Genomic DNA, 14770 nt, shown 5'->3' with positions numbered 1-14770 from the left:
GGATATGCAACGGCTTTCAAGTTCTGTGCGAAGCGGGCCTGTTGCCGGGTGCGTTGACCCGTAACGCCGGTCTGCACTTCGTGTGCCGTGACGTATGGCTTGAGGTGGCGTCGACGTCGTCGGCGTGGACCACACGCTACGAGAGTGGCGCCGACCTGCTGGTGCCGTTGAAGTCGGGCGAGGGGCGATTCGTCGCGTCCGACGCCGTTCTCGACGAGCTCGAGGGCGAGGGCCGTGTCGTCTTCCGCTACCGCGAGAACCCGAACGGCTCGCTGCGGAACATCGCCGGAATCAGTTCGGCCAACGGCCGCGTGGTCGGGTTGATGCCGCATCCCGAGCACGCGACCGAGGCGCTGACCGGCCCGTCCGACGATGGACTGGGGCTGTTCTATTCGGCGCTGGACGCGGTGCTCGCGGCTTAGTTCCAACGCGCTCGCGGAGTTAGGCGGCGGGCTTGATGGCCTGCGCGCCACCACCGACGGTCAGGATCGCGCCGTTGACGTAGCTCGCGGCCGGGGAGGCGACGAACGTCACGACGTTGGCGATCTCGTCGGCCTCGGCCGTGCGGCCCAGCGCCGTGGTGCGGCCCAGACCCTCGATGAGGTCTGACTCGAATGCTGCGGTGCCCTGCGTCTGCGTCGGCCCGGGGGCGACGGCGTTGACCCGCACGCCCTGAGTGCCGAACTCGTCGGCCCACAGCTTCGTCAGCAGTTCGAGGGCCGCCTTGCTGGCGCCGTAGATGCCGGCGCCTGCGGCAGGCGTGCTCGCCGCCACGGTCGTCACGTTGATCACCGAACCGCCACCACGCTCGATCATTCCGGGGACCAGCTTCTGCACCAGCACGTAGGGCGCGCGCAGGTTCGTGTTGATCTGGTCGTCGAAGTCGGCGTCAGTGGTGTTGAAGGTGGGTGCGAAGCGATAGATGCCCGCATTGTTGACCAGGATGTCGACGTTGCCCGCCTCGTCGGCCAGGCGACGCACGTCGTCGGCGTTCGATACGTCAGCGGCGACGAAACGTGCCTTGCCACCGGCATTTTCGATGTCCTGAACCGTCTTCGCGCCGCGCTCGGCGTTACGGCCGTGCACGACGACCTCGGCGCCTTCCGCGGCCAGCTGGATGGCTACCGCGTAGCCGATGCCTGCTGTGGCACCGGTTACTAGTGCAGTCTTTCCGGTCAGAGAGTTGTTGGTCATGGGACCCGCCTCCTGGGCGTTGAAGTTGTGGTGTAGCCACACACCACAAGCCCCATTGCCGACCGTTTATTCCATAACGCCGAACGGCGCAACGAGCGTGCACAGTGTGCCAAAAGGCTCCGGCGTGTTGCGTACAGACACGCTCGCTCGCGCCAGGAGCTAGCGGGTGAGGGCGACCGAGGCCTCTGCGGTGTAGCAAAGGAACGTCAGCGTCTCCTGCAGGTAAAGCTGCACGTTCTCGGCATCGTGGGACAGATAGCCGATCGACACGTCGGTGCCCAGCTGCAGGTCGAAGTCGCCGCCGCGGGTGGACAGCACGAACGCACCGTCGATGGCAGGCGCCCAGATGATGTCGCCGTCTACCAGCCGGTTGAGATGCTCGCGGATGGGATAGCCACCCGCGGTCGTTTCGCTGACCTGGGTGTAGACGTCGGCGGACAACAGCACCGAATAGGGCCCGTCCACGCCGGCCAGCCGCAGCTCCGACAGCGCTTGGGAGATCACGTCGGGGATCTCGCGAGAATCCTCGGGCAGGGCCAGCCCCGGATTGGAACTGCACTTGCGGATGCCGTCGATCTCCGCCGCCGTGTAACCCTCGAAGATCGCCCGGTCCTCGGCGAACGCCAGATGCTTGGCGGCCTCCTTGACCGGATCCCAGTCGGAATCCTGCGAGCCGCGCTCCACGTCGTCGATTTCAGTCCGCGCGATGGTGAACGGCACCCGCAGCCGCACCAGAGGCTTGCTCTCCCGCAGGTGGGCTACGACGCCCTCACCGGGCGCGGCCACGTCCGCGAGGTGGCCGGTGCTGATGGCCGCCGTCGTGGGACCACTCGGCTCGCTGACGTCGACCACGCGCCGTCCGGCGATGTGGCGCTTGAACGTACGGGTCGCCTCTTGTTCGATCTCGCCCCAGGCCTCTTCTGTGATCGGTGCCAGTTCGCGGTAGAGATTGTTCATTGGGGTTGTCCTTTCAAACTGCCGATCGACAGGAAGCCATTGGAGCGGGAGATCGAGGCCGGAGCCGGAGCAGCTTCGGTGTCGCCATCGGGTAGTGCTGGCGGGTCGTCGAGGAAGTCCGCGGTGGGCACGAAGAACATGGTGCCGGTCACCGCGGTCGAAAAGTCGAGAATGCGATCGGTGTTGCCAGGCGGATCGCCGATGAACATGTTCCGCAGCATCCGCTCGGTGACGCCGGGGTCGGCCGCATAGGCGATGTAGTACGTGCCGGATTCGCCGTTGCCCAGCGTGCCGAACGGCATGTTGGCCCTGACGATCTGGAGCTCGTTGCCGTCCTCGTCGGTGATGACGTTGAGCGCAAGATGCGAGTTGGCCGGCTTGACCGCGTCGTCCATCTCGATGTCCTCCAACTTGGTGCGCCCGATCACCAGCTCCTGCTCGTCGACGCTCAGGGCGTTCCATGCGGCCATGTCGTGGGTGTACTTCTGGATGTGGACGTAGCTCGCGCCCGCGAAGTCGGGATCCTCGGCGCCGATCTGGACGGCCTCGACGGCCTCGGGTCCATCGGGGTTCTCAGTGCCGTCGACGAAGCCGAGCAGGTCGCGCTGCTCGAAGAACCGGAAGCCGTGCACCTCGTCGACGACGCCGACCGCACCCGTCATCGAGGCCAGCACGCGGCCGCCGAGCTCGAAGCAGACGTCCATGGACTCGCCGCGGATGTGGAACAGCAGATCGCCTTCGGTGGCCGGGGCGACGTGGTGTGACCCCACGAGTTCGGGGAACGGGTGCAGGTCCGCGGGCCGCGGGCCCGCGAACAGCCGGTCCCAGGCGGCGGAGCCGATGCCCGTGACGAGGCTCAGATGCGCTGCGGGATTGCGGAATCCGACCGCGCGCACCAGACCCGAGAGATCGGCGAAGGCGTCGTGAACCGTCTCCTCGCCGCCATCGTCGATGGTGACCACTAGGAAGATCGCTGCCGGCGTGAGCGGAGTGAGAATCGACTGCGGACGACGAGTCACGATCAGACCCTATCGCCACTTCCAGCGGGTTATCCGGTAAGGATGGACTACATGATCTCAGGAAAGCCCAGCCCTTCCCTGAACGCCTCCGCCGAGGGCCTCTGCGAATTCATCGACGCCTCGCCCTCGCCGTTCCACGTCTGTGCGACGGTGGCGGGGCGGTTGCGCGTCGCGGGCTTCGCCGAACTGTCGGAGGGTGACGCGTGGCCGGCCAGCTCCGAGGGCCCCGGCTACTTCACGTTGCGGGCCGGTTCGCTGGTGGCATGGAGGTCACCCGCCGCAGGCGCGCCGTTCCGCATCGTCGGCGGACACACCGACAGCCCCAACCTGCGGGTCAAGCAGCATCCCGATCGGCTCGTCGCCGGATGGCAGGTCGTCGCGCTCGAGCCGTACGGCGGCGCCTGGCTGAACTCGTGGCTGGATCGCGACCTGGGCGTCAGCGGGCGGTTGTCGCTGAAGGCGGGCACGTCCGGCGCTGGGGGTCCCCCCGCTCGCGGGGGAGAGCGCAGCGACCGGGGGACGGACACCGGCGGGCAGGAGCGCAGCGACCGGGGGTTTGACACCGTCGAGGACGTGCTCGTCCGCATCGACGATCCGATCCTGCGGGTGCCACAACTGGCGATCCACCTCTCCGACGACCGCAAGGGCGTGGCACTGGATCCGCAGCGCCACGTCAACGCCGTCTGGGGCGCCGGAGACCGAGCCAGGTCATTCGTCGACTTCGTGGCCGAGCGCGCGGGCGTGGACCCGAGGGCCGTCCTGGCGGCCGACCTGATGACGCATGACCTGACGGGGTCGACGCTCGTCGGCGCCGACCGCGACCTGGTCAGCGCACCGCGGCTGGACAACCAGGGCACGTGTTACGCCGGGCTGGAGGCGTTCCTCGCCGCCGAGCCAGGGGGATACGTGCCCGTGCTGGCGCTGTTCGACCACGAGGAGGTCGGATCGACGTCGGACCACGGCGCGCAGTCCGACCTGCTCCCCACGGTGCTGGAACGCATCACTCTGACCAGCGGGGGCACGCGGGAGGACTTCCTGCGCCGCCTGTCCGGCTCGATGGTGGCCTCGGGGGACATGGCGCACGCGACCCACCCCAACTATCCCGAGCGGCACGAGCCCAGCCACTTCATCGAGGTCAACGCGGGCCCGGTGCTCAAGGTGCAGCCGAATCTGCGGTACGCCACCGACGGCCGCACCGCCGCGGCCTTCGCGCTGGCCTGCGCCAAGGCCGGGGTGCCGCTACAGCGGTATGAACACCGTGCCGACCTGCCGTGCGGCTCCACGATCGGACCGATGACCGCAGCACGCACGGGCATCCCGACGGTCGACGTCGGCGCCGCCCAGCTCGCGATGCACTCGGCCCGCGAACTGATGGGTGCTGCCGACGTGCACGCGTACGCCGCGGCGTTGCAGGCGTTTCTGTCACCGGGCTGACGTCGACGGCGAGGAGTCGCGGCTGACTCAGATCTGTTGGGCGAGTGGCTGATCGGCTCCGCCAGCACGGCCGCGGGCGCGGCTCTGAGTTACCCCTTGCCTCCGCTATGGATGACGCTCTGCCACAGGTCGGACCAGTCCGAGTACTGCTTGGAGATCGCCTCGACATCGCTCTTGATCGGATCGATGCTGATGCCTCCAAAGCTTTTCGCAGCCATCGCTTCGTTGCTCGGGGTGCGGCTGTCGTCGACGAACGCCTGCTGACCTTGCGGCCCGAGGATGAAGTCCTCCAGCAGCAGCGCGCCGGCGGGGTTGGCCGAGCTGCACGTCACCGCGATGCCCGTCACCTCGGCGACCACCGGCACGTTGACCGGTTTGAACTCCAGCGGCGCACCCTTGGCCTGGAGTTCGCGGGTGCGGGACAGATAGTTGTCGGCAACGATGCCGTATTGGCCCGCCACGACCAGGTCGGCGGTTGAGGTGTGGCCGTCGGTGATCGCGGAGTTGGCCGCAATGTCCTTGAACAGCTGCACGGCCTGGTCCTTGGTCATGCCCTTGGTCTGGAAGTAGTTCACCAGTGAGGCGAACCAGAACACGTCGCTGCCCTCCATGGCGAGTTTGCCCTTGAAGCGCGGATCCTTGAGGTCCTCGAACGTTTTTGGTGCCTGGTCGGCCGGGATGATCGTGGTGTTCCACGCGGGGAGGATGTAGCTGAGCCGGTCGCCGGTGAAGTTGTCGAACTTCGCACTGGCGGTCACGCCGTCCAGGAACGGCGAGGCGGCGGGGATCAGCAGCTTGTTCTGATCCAGGATGGCCATTTCCAGGGAGTCAAGCTCGATGATGTCGGCGCCGGCGAAGTTCGCCTGGGATTCCTGCAGCACCCGCTCACGGATCTGCTCACTGCCCGCCCGGTAGACGCTGACGTGCAGGCCGTCGTACTTCTTTTCGAACGGATCGGTGAGGATCGTTGGGTCGTTGACTTCCCCATACAGGTTGATCGTGCCGTCATTGGTCTGCTTGGCCTGCGCGAGCAGGGTCTTCTCACGATCGGTGGGGGAAAGTCCCTTCAGCTTGTCCTGCAGGGCCACGGCGTTGCTGCCGGCGCACTTGTCGCCACTGGCCGCCGTGTCCGAAGCCGAGGACTCGGACCCGCCACCCGGCGCGGAACATGCCGCCAAGACGAGCGCAGCCGCCACCAGAGCGGCGAGTAATCCCCGTCGTGGGGTGTGATGGAAGGACGTCATCGGTCTGTCTCCTGATCTTGCGTATGAAAGGGCTGGACGGGGACCCGAGAAAGGCGGTGGTCAATCAGACGACGTTGGCAAGCGATGGCAACTCGTCCCAGTTCGTGTCGATGCCGAACACGTCGTTTCATGCGTGCCTGGATTGGCACCGTCGCACGGGTATTCTCCGACCGCCACGATGCGCAATCAGGCACGCTGACAATGGCTTGTCGAATAAATCATTGAGAGCGGTCTTTGAATGCAACCTTTCTGAGCCGGCGGCGAATGCCGGTCGAGCTCTTCTAACTAATTGGAGTCGCCGCCGGGAGCCTGCGGCTCCACCCAGTGGGCTGAGTCGATCGAGACGGGCTTCAGCCATCGGTACCAACGGGCAGTCCGCCCTTGATTCGACGCGGCCGGTGGTCGACACGCTGATCCTTCATGCGAGGGTCGGACGCGCCGACGTGCAGTATCTCCAAGAGGTTTTCGCCGGCGCTCTCAAACCAGTACGGCGTATCGTGCTCGATGCAGACGCCCTGCAAGGGGCCCAGATCCGCGATCACGTTGTCGTTCTGGTCGTAGAACCTCGCTCGTCCCTCGAGGACGAACCAGAAGCCGTCGTTCCCGCTATGGCTGTGGAGGTTGTTCGCTCCCTTTTTCCCCAGGACTTGGATGTCCGCGTCAAGCAGCGGCGTCCGGCAAAGCCGAAAGTGCTTCTTCGGCGCGTTGAAGGGCGGCGGTGTACCGCCATATTCGAATTGAACCGGTGCCGTCCGCGACACAGAAGCTTCTTCTTCCATCGTGACTCCGTTCTCAAGCCTGTAAGTAGCGCAACGTTGCATTCGCGAAACCCCTGGTGCCGGCGTAATCGAGCGTTCGGCGGCCGAATCCTCTCTCCATGTAAGCAACAGCTAAATTTTGTCTTACAGATCGAAGATATTGGATACAAATGCTAGGCGTGGTGGTTTTGGTGGTCAAGGTTTGCGGCGGAGAATTAATGCGTTGGTGATCCACCGCGAGGCCCGTCCGCGGGCGACGTCTCGAGCCAAGGCCGCACTGGGTCGCTGGTCGTCTCAAGTCGGGTCGGCCCGATGGCCGCGTGAACTGATGGGCGCCGACGACGTGCGCGCGTATTCGGCTGCGTTGCAGGCGTTTCTGCCACCGGCCTGAGATAGGGTCTGCGGCATGCCTCTTGCCGTGGAGACGATCACGTTCGATTGCGCCGATCCCGACACGCTGGCCCAGTGGTGGGCACAGGCGGTCGACGGACAGGTCAAAGCCGTGGTGCCGGGGGAATTCGTTCTCGTCAGCCGGTCCGACGGGCCTCAGCTGGGGTTCCAGAGAGTGCCCGACCCGACGCCGGGCAAGAACCGGGTGCATGTCGACTTCAGCGCCGCCGACATTGAGTCGGAGGTGCAGCGGCTGCTGAAACTGGGCGCCCGCGAGACCGCCAGGCACAGCTTCGGCGACGACTTCCACTGGGTGGTGCTCGCCGACCCCGCCGGCAACGCTTTCTGCGTCGCTGCCGGGAGCTGATCCGTCGCCCTGAAAATGCCGGTGGACGTGGCAAGATCACGCCGGTGTTGCTGTCGCTGATCGCGGTCTCGGTCGTCTTGGCGGGGTGGGCCCTCTCGGCCCGGCGGCTGGAACGGTGGCGCATCACTTCACCGCTCTTCCTGGTGGTCGCCGGCGCGGCAGTCGAGTACACGACGCACGGCTCGCTGGCCGACACCCTCAATTCTGAAATCGCCGAGCACATCGCCGAGATCATCCTGGCGGTGCTGCTCTTCGTCGACGCGACCGCCGTGCGCGGGGGCCTGTTCGGTGGTCAGCCGCGCTCGACCATGCGGCTACTCTTCATCGCCCTGCCGCTGAGCCTGGGACTGTCGGTGCTGCTTGGCTTCTGGCTGCTACCCAGCACCTCGTGGGGGACCCTGCTCGTCATTGCCTGCATCGTGGTGCTGATCGACTTCTCCCCGGCCCCATCGATCGTGCGCGACGGGCGGATCCCCGGCCGGGTCCGCGATCTGCTCAACGCCGAGGCCGGCTACAACGACGGCATCATCTCACCGATCTTCATCTTTGCGTTGGCGCTCGCCGGCGGCGATCACGAGCCTGCCGACACCCCGCTGGTCGCCCTGGGCGCGGCGGTCCCACACTCGCTCAAGGGGCTGGTCCTCGGGCTGGTGGTTGGTGCGGGCCTGGCCCTGGCCGCCAACGTGGCCGAGCGGCACGGCCTGATGACCGAACAGTCGAAACGCATCATCGTGGTCGCCGCACCTGCCCTGGCGTACACGCTGAGCCTCGGAGTGCACGGCAACGGTTTCATCGCGGCCTTCGTGTGCGGTATCGCCTATCACTACTTCCGGCACTCTCGGGACGTCGAGCGCGAGCTGGAACTGCTCGATGACCTCAGCTTTCTGCTGACGGCGGCGATGTGGTTCGTCTTCGGCGGCCTCGTGTTGATCGCCTACTGGCGAGCCGGCCTGACGGTCGGTGTGGTGGTGTTCTGCCTGCTGGCGTTGACGCTGGTGCGGATGCTGCCGGTCGCCGCGGCGATGCTTGGGTCGAAGTTCTCCTGGCCGGAACGGCTGATGCTGGGCTGGCTCGGTCCGCGGGGCCGCGTCGATCGTCTTCGGCCTGGTGGCATTCAATGTGCTCGACGGTGGGGACGAGCATGCGGTCCTGCTCACCATGGTCGTGACCGTGCTGGGCAGTGTGCTGATCCACGGCATCGGCGCTCCGGCGGCCGCTCGCGCGTTTCACCGGGCCCAAGCCAATAGAATGGCCGAGTGACATCCGGGTTATCCCACGAAGTGGACACCGTCGAGCAAGCATCTACTACCCCCGACCAGCCGCAACCCTTCCATGAACTCGGCCTCAAGGACGACGAGTACCAGCGGATCCGCGGCATCCTCGGACGTCGACCGACCGACGCCGAGCTCGCGATGTACTCGGTGATGTGGAGCGAGCACTGCTCCTACAAGTCCTCGAAGGTGCATCTGCGCTATTTCGGCGAGACCACGACCGACGAGATGCGGTCCTCGATGCTCGCGGGCATCGGCGAGAACGCGGGCGTCGTCGACATCGGTGACGGCTGGGCGGTGACGTTCAAGGTCGAGTCGCACAATCACCCCTCCTACGTCGAGCCGTATCAGGGCGCCGCGACCGGCGTCGGTGGCATCGTCCGAGACATCATGGCCATGGGCGCCCGCCCGGTGGCCGTCATGGACCAGTTGCGCTTCGGCGCCGCCGATGCGCCAGACACCCGACGCGTGCTCGACGGCGTCGTCCGCGGCGTCGGCGGGTACGGAAACTCCCTGGGGTTGCCCAACATCGGCGGCGAGACGGTCTTCGACGCCTCCTACGCGGGCAACCCGCTGGTCAATGCGATGTGCATCGGCGTGCTCCGCAAGGAGGACCTGCACCTGGCCTTCGCGTCCGGCAGCGGCAACAAGATCATCCTGTTCGGCGCTCGCACCGGACTCGACGGCATCGGCGGCGTCTCGGTGCTCGCGTCGGAGACGTTCGGCGGCGACGAGTCCGGATCCGGCCGCAAGAAGCTGCCATCGGTCCAGGTCGGTGACCCGTTCATGGAGAAGGTGCTCATCGAGTGCTGTCTCGAGCTGTACGCGGCGGGCCTGGTGATCGGCATCCAGGATCTGGGCGGAGCCGGATTGTCCTGCGCCACTTCAGAACTCGCGTCGGCGGGTGACGGCGGCATGTCCATCGAGCTCGACAAGGTGCCGCTGCGGGCCAAGTTCATGACCCCCGCGGAGGTGCTGTCCAGCGAGTCGCAGGAACGCATGTGCGCCGTCGTGGCGCCCGAGAACGTCGATGCGTTCATGGCCGTGTGCCGCAAGTGGGAGGTGCTGGCGACCGTCATCGGTGAGGTCACCGACGGCGATCGCCTGCAGATCACCTGGAACGGCGACACGGTCGTCGACGTACCGCCGCGCACCGTCGCGCACGAGGGCCCCGTCTACGAGCGCCCCGTCGCCAGGCCCGACACGCAGGACGCCCTGAACGCCGACACGTCGGCATCGCTGCCGCGGCCCTCGACCGGCGACGAGTTGCGCGCGACTCTGCTTGCGCTGCTTGGTAGTCCGCATCTGTGCAGCCGTGCGTACATCACCGAACAGTACGACCGCTACGTCCGTGGCAACACGGTGCTGGCCGAACACGCCGACGGCGGCGTGCTGCGCATCGACGAGGCCACCGGCCGCGGCGTCGCCGTGTCCACCGACGCGTCCGGCCGCTACACGTTCCTCGACCCGTACACCGGTGCACAGCTGGCGCTGGCCGAGGCCTACCGCAACGTCGCGGTCACGGGCGCCACGCCCGTCGCGGTCACCAACTGTCTCAACTTCGGCTCCCCCGAGGATCCCGGCGTGATGTGGCAGTTCTCCCAGGCCGTGCGTGGCCTCGCCGATGGTTGTGCGGCACTGGGCATCCCGGTCACCGGGGGCAACGTGAGCTTCTACAACCAGACCGGCACCACCGCGATCCTGCCGACGCCGGTGGTCGGTGTGCTCGGCGTCTTGGAAGATGTGAGGCGACGTGTCCCCACAGCCTTCGGCACCGAGCCCGGCGAGACGCTGATCCTCCTGGGTGACACCCGCGACGAGTTCGACGGTTCGATCTGGGCGCAGGTCACCGCCGACCACCTCGGTGGCCTGCCGCCCAAGGTCGACCTGGCGCGCGAGCAGCTGCTCGCCGACGTCCTGACGTCCGCGTCGCGCGACGGGCTCATCTCCGCTGCGCACGATCTCTCCGAGGGCGGGCTCGTTCAAGCCGTCGTGGAAGCCGCGATGGCCGGCGAAACCGGTTGTCGCATCATCCTTCCCGAAAGGTTCCAAGAGGGCACGGCCCCGTTCACGTTCCTCTTCTCCGAATCTGCCGGCCGGGTGCTGGTCGCCGTGCCGCGCACCGAGGAGAGCCGCTTCCGTGCCATGTGCGAAGCGCGTGGTCTGCCCGCCGAGCGCATCGGGGTGGTCGACGAAGGCAGCGATTCCGTAGAGGTCCAGGGCCAGTTCACCGTGACGATCGACGAATTGCGCCGCACGTCGGAGGGCGTGCTGCCCGGGCTGTTCGGGTGAAGGCGGAGACCCGAACCGTTAGCGGCGAATCCCTCGCCGACGCCCCAGAACGCCGCCAGCCTACCCAGCGCCATCCGTTAGTGGTCTGGGCGTGGAGCCTGGTCCGGCTCGACTTCGTCGGCGTCGCCGTCGCCACCGTTTTCTTCTGCCTGTCGTTGACGGCTTCGCTGCTGCCACGCGATTGGCTCTTCCAAGGGTTGATCGGCGGCATCAACGCGTCGATCGGCTACGCCATCGGCGTCGTCGTGGCAAAGGGCTTCCACCGCTTCGCCCTACATCATCGACAGTGGTGGCCGCCACCCAAGAAGACGTTGAACGCGGTGAAGGTCGGCATCGTCGTCGTGTCGATCATCGTCTGCGTATCGATGCTGATGCCCGCGGCCGCCTGGCAGCGGCAGGTATCGGCGGAGATGGGCATCGAGGGACCCACGACCCTGGGGTACCTGCGGACGCTCATCGTCGCCGTGCTGGTCGGCGGAGCGTGCGTCGGCGCATCGCGGGTGCTCATCGACGCGGTCAAACTGCTTGCGAGAGTCTTCATCCGACGCTGGCACCTTCACCAGGAGGTCGCCATGTTCATCGGAACGGCGATCGTCGTCGTGCTGGTGGTCACCCTCGTCAACGGCGTGCTGTACCGCGGTTTCCTGGTCGGTGCCAGCCGCGTGTTCCAGCCGCAGAACACGACCACCCGCGATGGCGTCTCCAAGCCCGTCCGACCCGAGAAGTCCGGCAGCCCAACGTCGCTCGCCTCCTGGGACACGCTGGGATTCCAGGGCCGCAACTTCGTCGGAACCGGCCCGCACCTCGACGAACTCGCCAAACTCAACGGCCGCCCCGCGAAGGAGCCGATTCGCGTCTATGCGGGGTTGCAGACTGCCGACACCGACCAGGCCAGGGTGGACGTCATCATCCGGGAACTCGTACGTACCGGTGCCTTCGACCGCAAGCTCCTCGTCATCGTCCCCACCACCGGTACGGGGTGGATAAACCCGGTCGCCGCCAGGTCGATCGAGACCATGTACAACGGGGACACCGCGCTCGTCGGCCTGCAGTATTCGTATCTGCCCAGCTGGATCTCGTTCCTCGGTGACCGGGAGAAGTCAAAGGTATCGGGCCGCCTGCTCATCGACGCCGTCCACGACCGTTGGTCGAGGCTCCCACCGGAGCACCGGCCCAGGCTGGTGTTGTACGGGGAGAGCCTCGGTTCGCTGGCCGGCCAGGGCGCGTTCCCGTGGCTGCCCGACATCGCGAGGATGGACTTCTCCGCGGTGCTCTGGGTGGGCCCGCCCCACGAGAGCTCACTGTGGAGCGGGTTGGTGCAGCGGCGCGACCCCGGCACGTCCGAGGTCGATCCGCGCTATGACAACGGACGCACGGTGCGATTCTCGCAAGCGACCGGCCGTGAGGACATCGCCGACGTTGCCAAGCCGGAGTGGCAGGGCACCCGGGTCCTGTTCCTGCAGCACGCCTCGGACCCGATCGTCTGGTGGTCGCCGAATCTCGTCTTCTCCCGGCCGGACTGGCTCGTCGAACCGGCGGGCGCGGACCGCACGACATCGATGCGCTGGTATCCGATCATCAGCTTCTGGCAGGTCAGCGCCGACATGACCAATGCCTCCAGCGTGCCCGCCGGGCACGGCCACAACTACGGCGACTCCATGCTCGACGGCTGGGTCGCCGTCATTGCGCCGGACGGCTGGACCGACGCCGACACCCGACGCGTGCGCGCGGCGGTGCAGAACGCGGGGAACGAGTACTAGTGCCGCGCAACGGGATCCGGGCGCTGATCCTGGCAGCCGCGCTGATCGGATGGAGCGGGCTGGTGGCGCCCAGACTCCCCGTCCGCTGGCTGGTGCCCATCCAGGCGGCGCTCGGCGGCGTGCTCGTCTCGTCGGCCGAGGCGCCGCTCGGGTTGCGACCACCTGCCCTCTGGCGCGGCGTGCGACTGGGCTTCGCGGTCGTCGGAGCGGTGGCCGCCGCCGTGGGGTCGTCGACGGCCCTGCCGCCCGTCCGGCACGCCATGTGCGAGCGCGAGTTGCCGCGACCTGCATCCGTCTGGCTTCTGATCCGCATCCCGATCGGCACGGTCTGGTCGGAGGAGGCTGCCTTCCGAGGTGCGCTGGGAACCGTTGCGGCGCAGGCGTTCGGCCCCCGGCTGGGCCGGGTGCTGCAGGCGACTGCCTTCGGGCTGTCGCACGTCGCGGACGCCAGGGGAGCCGGTGAGTCCGTCGGCGGGACGGTGCTCGTCACCGGGGTGGCAGGCTGGGCGCTCGGGTGGCTGCACGACCGCGCGGGCAGCCTCGTCGCACCCATGCTCGCGCATCTCGCGATCAACGAGGCAGGCGCCGTGGCCGCGCTGCTCGTCAAGAATCAGACCTCGCGACTGTCCATCTCGAGCAGGTGAGGTTCGGTGTCGGTGTCGTCGATGCCGAAGCCGATGATCTTGCGCGGGGTGATCCGGATGATGGCGCGGTCGAGTTCGTCGCCTGCAGCTCCTGTCGCGGGCTGCGCGTCAGCCTGCACTGCGATGCCGCGGATCTCCAGACACCGCACCCGCCAAGGGTCTCTCGAGACGATGTCATCCACCACGAACGCCACCCTCGGATTGGCGGCGACGTTGCGGAACTTCTGACTCTTCGACATGCGGTACCCCGCGATGTCGATGGTGCCCAGCTTCTCGTTGTAGGTGAATCCGACGGGGCTGGCCTGTAGCGTGCCGTCGGGCTGAGCGGTCGCCAACCGGCCCAGTTCGGCACCGCGCAGGTATTCGATCTCGTGCGGTCTGAAAGTCATGAACCGAACCTAGGACCTCAACGGAGGTTGACGTCAAGGGTTGATCGTGTACTCCCCGATCTGGCGCCCCCACACGTGATCGACGACCACTGGCTGGCCGATCTCGAGGTGGTTGTACGGGGCGATGCTGTAACCGGTGTCCATCACCAGATACGGGTGCGGCCACAGGTCGTAGGTGACCTTCTGCCAGCACCCGGGCCGCCCTTCGGGACCGCCGTGGGCATTGACACGCGGCAGGTTGTCTGGGTAGATGTACGGGTTTCCGGCGCCCATCAGCGCTCCGTATGCCGACAGCGAGTAACCGTTGTCACCGCCGAGGGAGGCGGCGATCCTCGGCCCGACGTCGTGATAGTTGCGCAGGGTGCAGAAGATCATGTCGCGGTACTCGTCAAGCAGGCTCGTCGTCGGCACCAGATCGGCGGCGCTGCGGACCAGGTAGGGTCCGGCACGCTCGAGCAGGTCTGCGGTGGTATTGGCGAATCCGACCGCGGCCATCAGGGCGGCGTCGACGTCGCGGCTCTGGGCGTTGAGCGTGCGGGCCGTCGTCACCGCCGCGGCCAGGCCGTCGAAGAGATTCTGCGAGGCGCCTGCGTAGACGTCCGCGAGATCGGCGGTGCCCGCGACGTCCCGACGGATGCGGGGCATCAGAGGATTGAGGTCGTCGAGGATCACGTTGGCGTCGTCGAGCGATTCGCCGAACCTGCTGCCGAGCCCGGTCAACGCCTGCGCGGTCGCCGTCAAAGTCTGATTCAGCTTGATCGGGTCGACCTTGGCGGCGATGGACGTGACCGTCTCGAACAAGGTGTTGAACTCCGTCGTCACTGACCTGACCCGGATCTCGTCGCCGCGTGAAATGGGTTGCGGCGAGGGGTTTTCCGGTGAGCTGAACGACACGTACTTGTTGCCGAAGACGGTGCTGGCCTTGACGTCGGCGACGACGTTCGACGGAATCGACGCCAGGTACCGGTCGTCGACGTCGATGCTGATCCTCGCCTGTTCGGCACCACCGAACTCGGTGGTCCCGATGCGCGTGACCCTGCCGATCTCGACT

At 66.8% G+C, this 14770-nt stretch carries 14 protein-coding genes; 7 read left to right on the top strand and 7 right to left on the bottom strand.

All coding sequences use genetic code 11. The features are described 5' to 3' along the window. The coding region (locus QOI01_RS10145; RefSeq protein ID WP_526380460.1) for a phosphoribosylformylglycinamidine synthase subunit PurQ at positions 1 to 422 on the top strand (422 nt) is incomplete at its 5' end. A 19-nt stretch (positions 423 to 441) separates the two neighbouring features. Here the strand turns inward: QOI01_RS10145 and QOI01_RS10140 are convergent. From QOI01_RS10140 to QOI01_RS10130, 3 genes are all read right to left on the bottom strand, one after another. Then, a complete protein-coding gene (locus QOI01_RS10140; RefSeq protein ID WP_526380459.1) occupies positions 442 to 1194 on the bottom strand; it encodes an SDR family NAD(P)-dependent oxidoreductase in 753 nt (250 codons plus the stop codon). 159 nt (positions 1195 to 1353) lie between these two features. Next, positions 1354 to 2151, bottom strand: a complete 798-nt coding sequence (locus QOI01_RS10135) for a family 1 encapsulin nanocompartment shell protein (RefSeq protein WP_526380457.1) — start codon at positions 2149 to 2151, stop codon at positions 1354 to 1356. Next, positions 2148 to 3170 (bottom strand): Dyp-type peroxidase, encoded by a 1023-nt coding sequence (locus QOI01_RS10130; RefSeq protein WP_526380455.1) that lies wholly within the window; start codon positions 3168 to 3170, stop codon positions 2148 to 2150. The genes QOI01_RS10135 and QOI01_RS10130 overlap by 4 nt, the downstream gene beginning before the upstream one ends. Positions 3171 to 3221: 51 nt before the next feature. Between QOI01_RS10130 and QOI01_RS10125 the strand changes: the two genes are divergently transcribed. Continuing rightward, positions 3222 to 4604, top strand: a complete 1383-nt coding sequence (locus tag QOI01_RS10125) for a M18 family aminopeptidase (protein ID WP_526380453.1) — start codon at positions 3222 to 3224, stop codon at positions 4602 to 4604. Between the two features lie 89 nt (positions 4605 to 4693). Here the strand turns inward: QOI01_RS10125 and QOI01_RS10120 are convergent, their stop codons facing one another. Both QOI01_RS10120 and QOI01_RS10115 read right to left on the bottom strand, forming a co-directional pair. After that, the gene (locus QOI01_RS10120) at positions 4694 to 5848 is read right to left on the bottom strand and encodes an extracellular solute-binding protein (RefSeq protein WP_526380451.1); all 1155 of its coding nucleotides are present in this window, start codon (positions 5846 to 5848) and stop codon (positions 4694 to 4696) included. Between the two features lie 350 nt (positions 5849 to 6198). Then, positions 6199 to 6627, bottom strand: coding sequence for a cupin domain-containing protein (locus tag QOI01_RS10115; protein ID WP_526380449.1), 429 nt, complete (start codon positions 6625 to 6627; stop codon positions 6199 to 6201). A 385-nt stretch (positions 6628 to 7012) separates the two neighbouring features. Here QOI01_RS10115 and QOI01_RS10110 point away from each other — a divergent pair, with 385 nt between their 5' ends. The 5 genes from QOI01_RS10110 to QOI01_RS10090 are packed head-to-tail and all read left to right on the top strand — an operon-like array spanning position 7013 to position 13330. Further along, positions 7013 to 7363, top strand: a complete 351-nt coding sequence (locus QOI01_RS10110) for a VOC family protein (protein WP_526380447.1) — start codon at positions 7013 to 7015, stop codon at positions 7361 to 7363. A 44-nt stretch (positions 7364 to 7407) separates the two neighbouring features. Further along, positions 7408 to 8610, top strand: a complete 1203-nt coding sequence (locus QOI01_RS10105) for a cation:proton antiporter (RefSeq protein ID WP_526380446.1) — start codon at positions 7408 to 7410, stop codon at positions 8608 to 8610. 33 nt (positions 8611 to 8643) lie between these two features. Beyond that, entirely contained in the window at positions 8644 to 10926 is a 2283-nt protein-coding gene (gene purL, locus QOI01_RS10100) for a phosphoribosylformylglycinamidine synthase subunit PurL (RefSeq protein WP_526380462.1), read from the top strand. Then, positions 10923 to 12686: an alpha/beta hydrolase gene (locus tag QOI01_RS10095; protein WP_526380444.1), complete on the top strand. Its 1764-nt coding sequence runs from the start codon at positions 10923 to 10925 to the stop codon at positions 12684 to 12686. Before purL ends, QOI01_RS10095 begins: the two co-directional genes overlap by 4 nt. Continuing rightward, positions 12686 to 13330: an Rv0804 family intramembrane glutamic endopeptidase gene (locus QOI01_RS10090; RefSeq protein ID WP_526380442.1), complete on the top strand. Its 645-nt coding sequence runs from the start codon at positions 12686 to 12688 to the stop codon at positions 13328 to 13330. The genes QOI01_RS10095 and QOI01_RS10090 overlap by 1 nt, the downstream gene beginning before the upstream one ends. On the opposite strand, the gene QOI01_RS10085 is transcribed toward QOI01_RS10090, so the two are convergent. Together QOI01_RS10085 and QOI01_RS10080 are read right to left on the bottom strand one after the other, a co-directional pair. Next, positions 13297 to 13719 carry a PPOX class F420-dependent oxidoreductase gene (locus QOI01_RS10085; RefSeq protein ID WP_526380440.1) on the bottom strand — a complete coding sequence of 141 codons (423 nt, stop codon included), beginning with the start codon at positions 13717 to 13719 and terminating at the stop codon, positions 13297 to 13299. The genes QOI01_RS10090 and QOI01_RS10085 overlap by 34 nt on opposite strands. Positions 13720 to 13752: 33 nt before the next feature. Continuing rightward, on the bottom strand, positions 13753 to 14770 hold a 1018-nt coding region (locus QOI01_RS10080), incomplete at its 5' end, for an MCE family protein (RefSeq protein WP_526380438.1).

Source organism: Mycobacterium sp. (genome assembly GCF_032162605.1).
Taxonomy (GTDB): Bacteria; Actinomycetota; Actinomycetes; order Mycobacteriales; family Mycobacteriaceae; genus Mycobacterium.
This window is presented reverse-complemented; position numbering and strand designations above follow the sequence as displayed.

Excerpts from the sequence above, each read along its gene's own strand:
- QOI01_RS10140 (WP_526380459.1), bottom strand. The coding sequence starts at position 1,194 with ATGACCAACAACTCTCTGACCGGAAAGACTGCACTAGTAACCGGTGCC.
- QOI01_RS10135 (WP_526380457.1), bottom strand. The coding sequence starts at position 2,151 with ATGAACAATCTCTACCGCGAACTGGCACCGATCACAGAAGAGGCCTGG.
- QOI01_RS10125 (WP_526380453.1), top strand. The coding sequence starts at position 3,222 with ATGATCTCAGGAAAGCCCAGCCCTTCCCTGAACGCCTCCGCCGAGGGC.
- QOI01_RS10120 (WP_526380451.1), bottom strand. The coding sequence starts at position 5,848 with ATGACGTCCTTCCATCACACCCCACGACGGGGATTACTCGCCGCTCTG.
- QOI01_RS10115 (WP_526380449.1), bottom strand. The coding sequence starts at position 6,627 with ATGGAAGAAGAAGCTTCTGTGTCGCGGACGGCACCGGTTCAATTCGAA.
- QOI01_RS10110 (WP_526380447.1), top strand. The coding sequence starts at position 7,013 with ATGCCTCTTGCCGTGGAGACGATCACGTTCGATTGCGCCGATCCCGAC.
- QOI01_RS10085 (WP_526380440.1), bottom strand. The coding sequence starts at position 13,719 with ATGACTTTCAGACCGCACGAGATCGAATACCTGCGCGGTGCCGAACTG.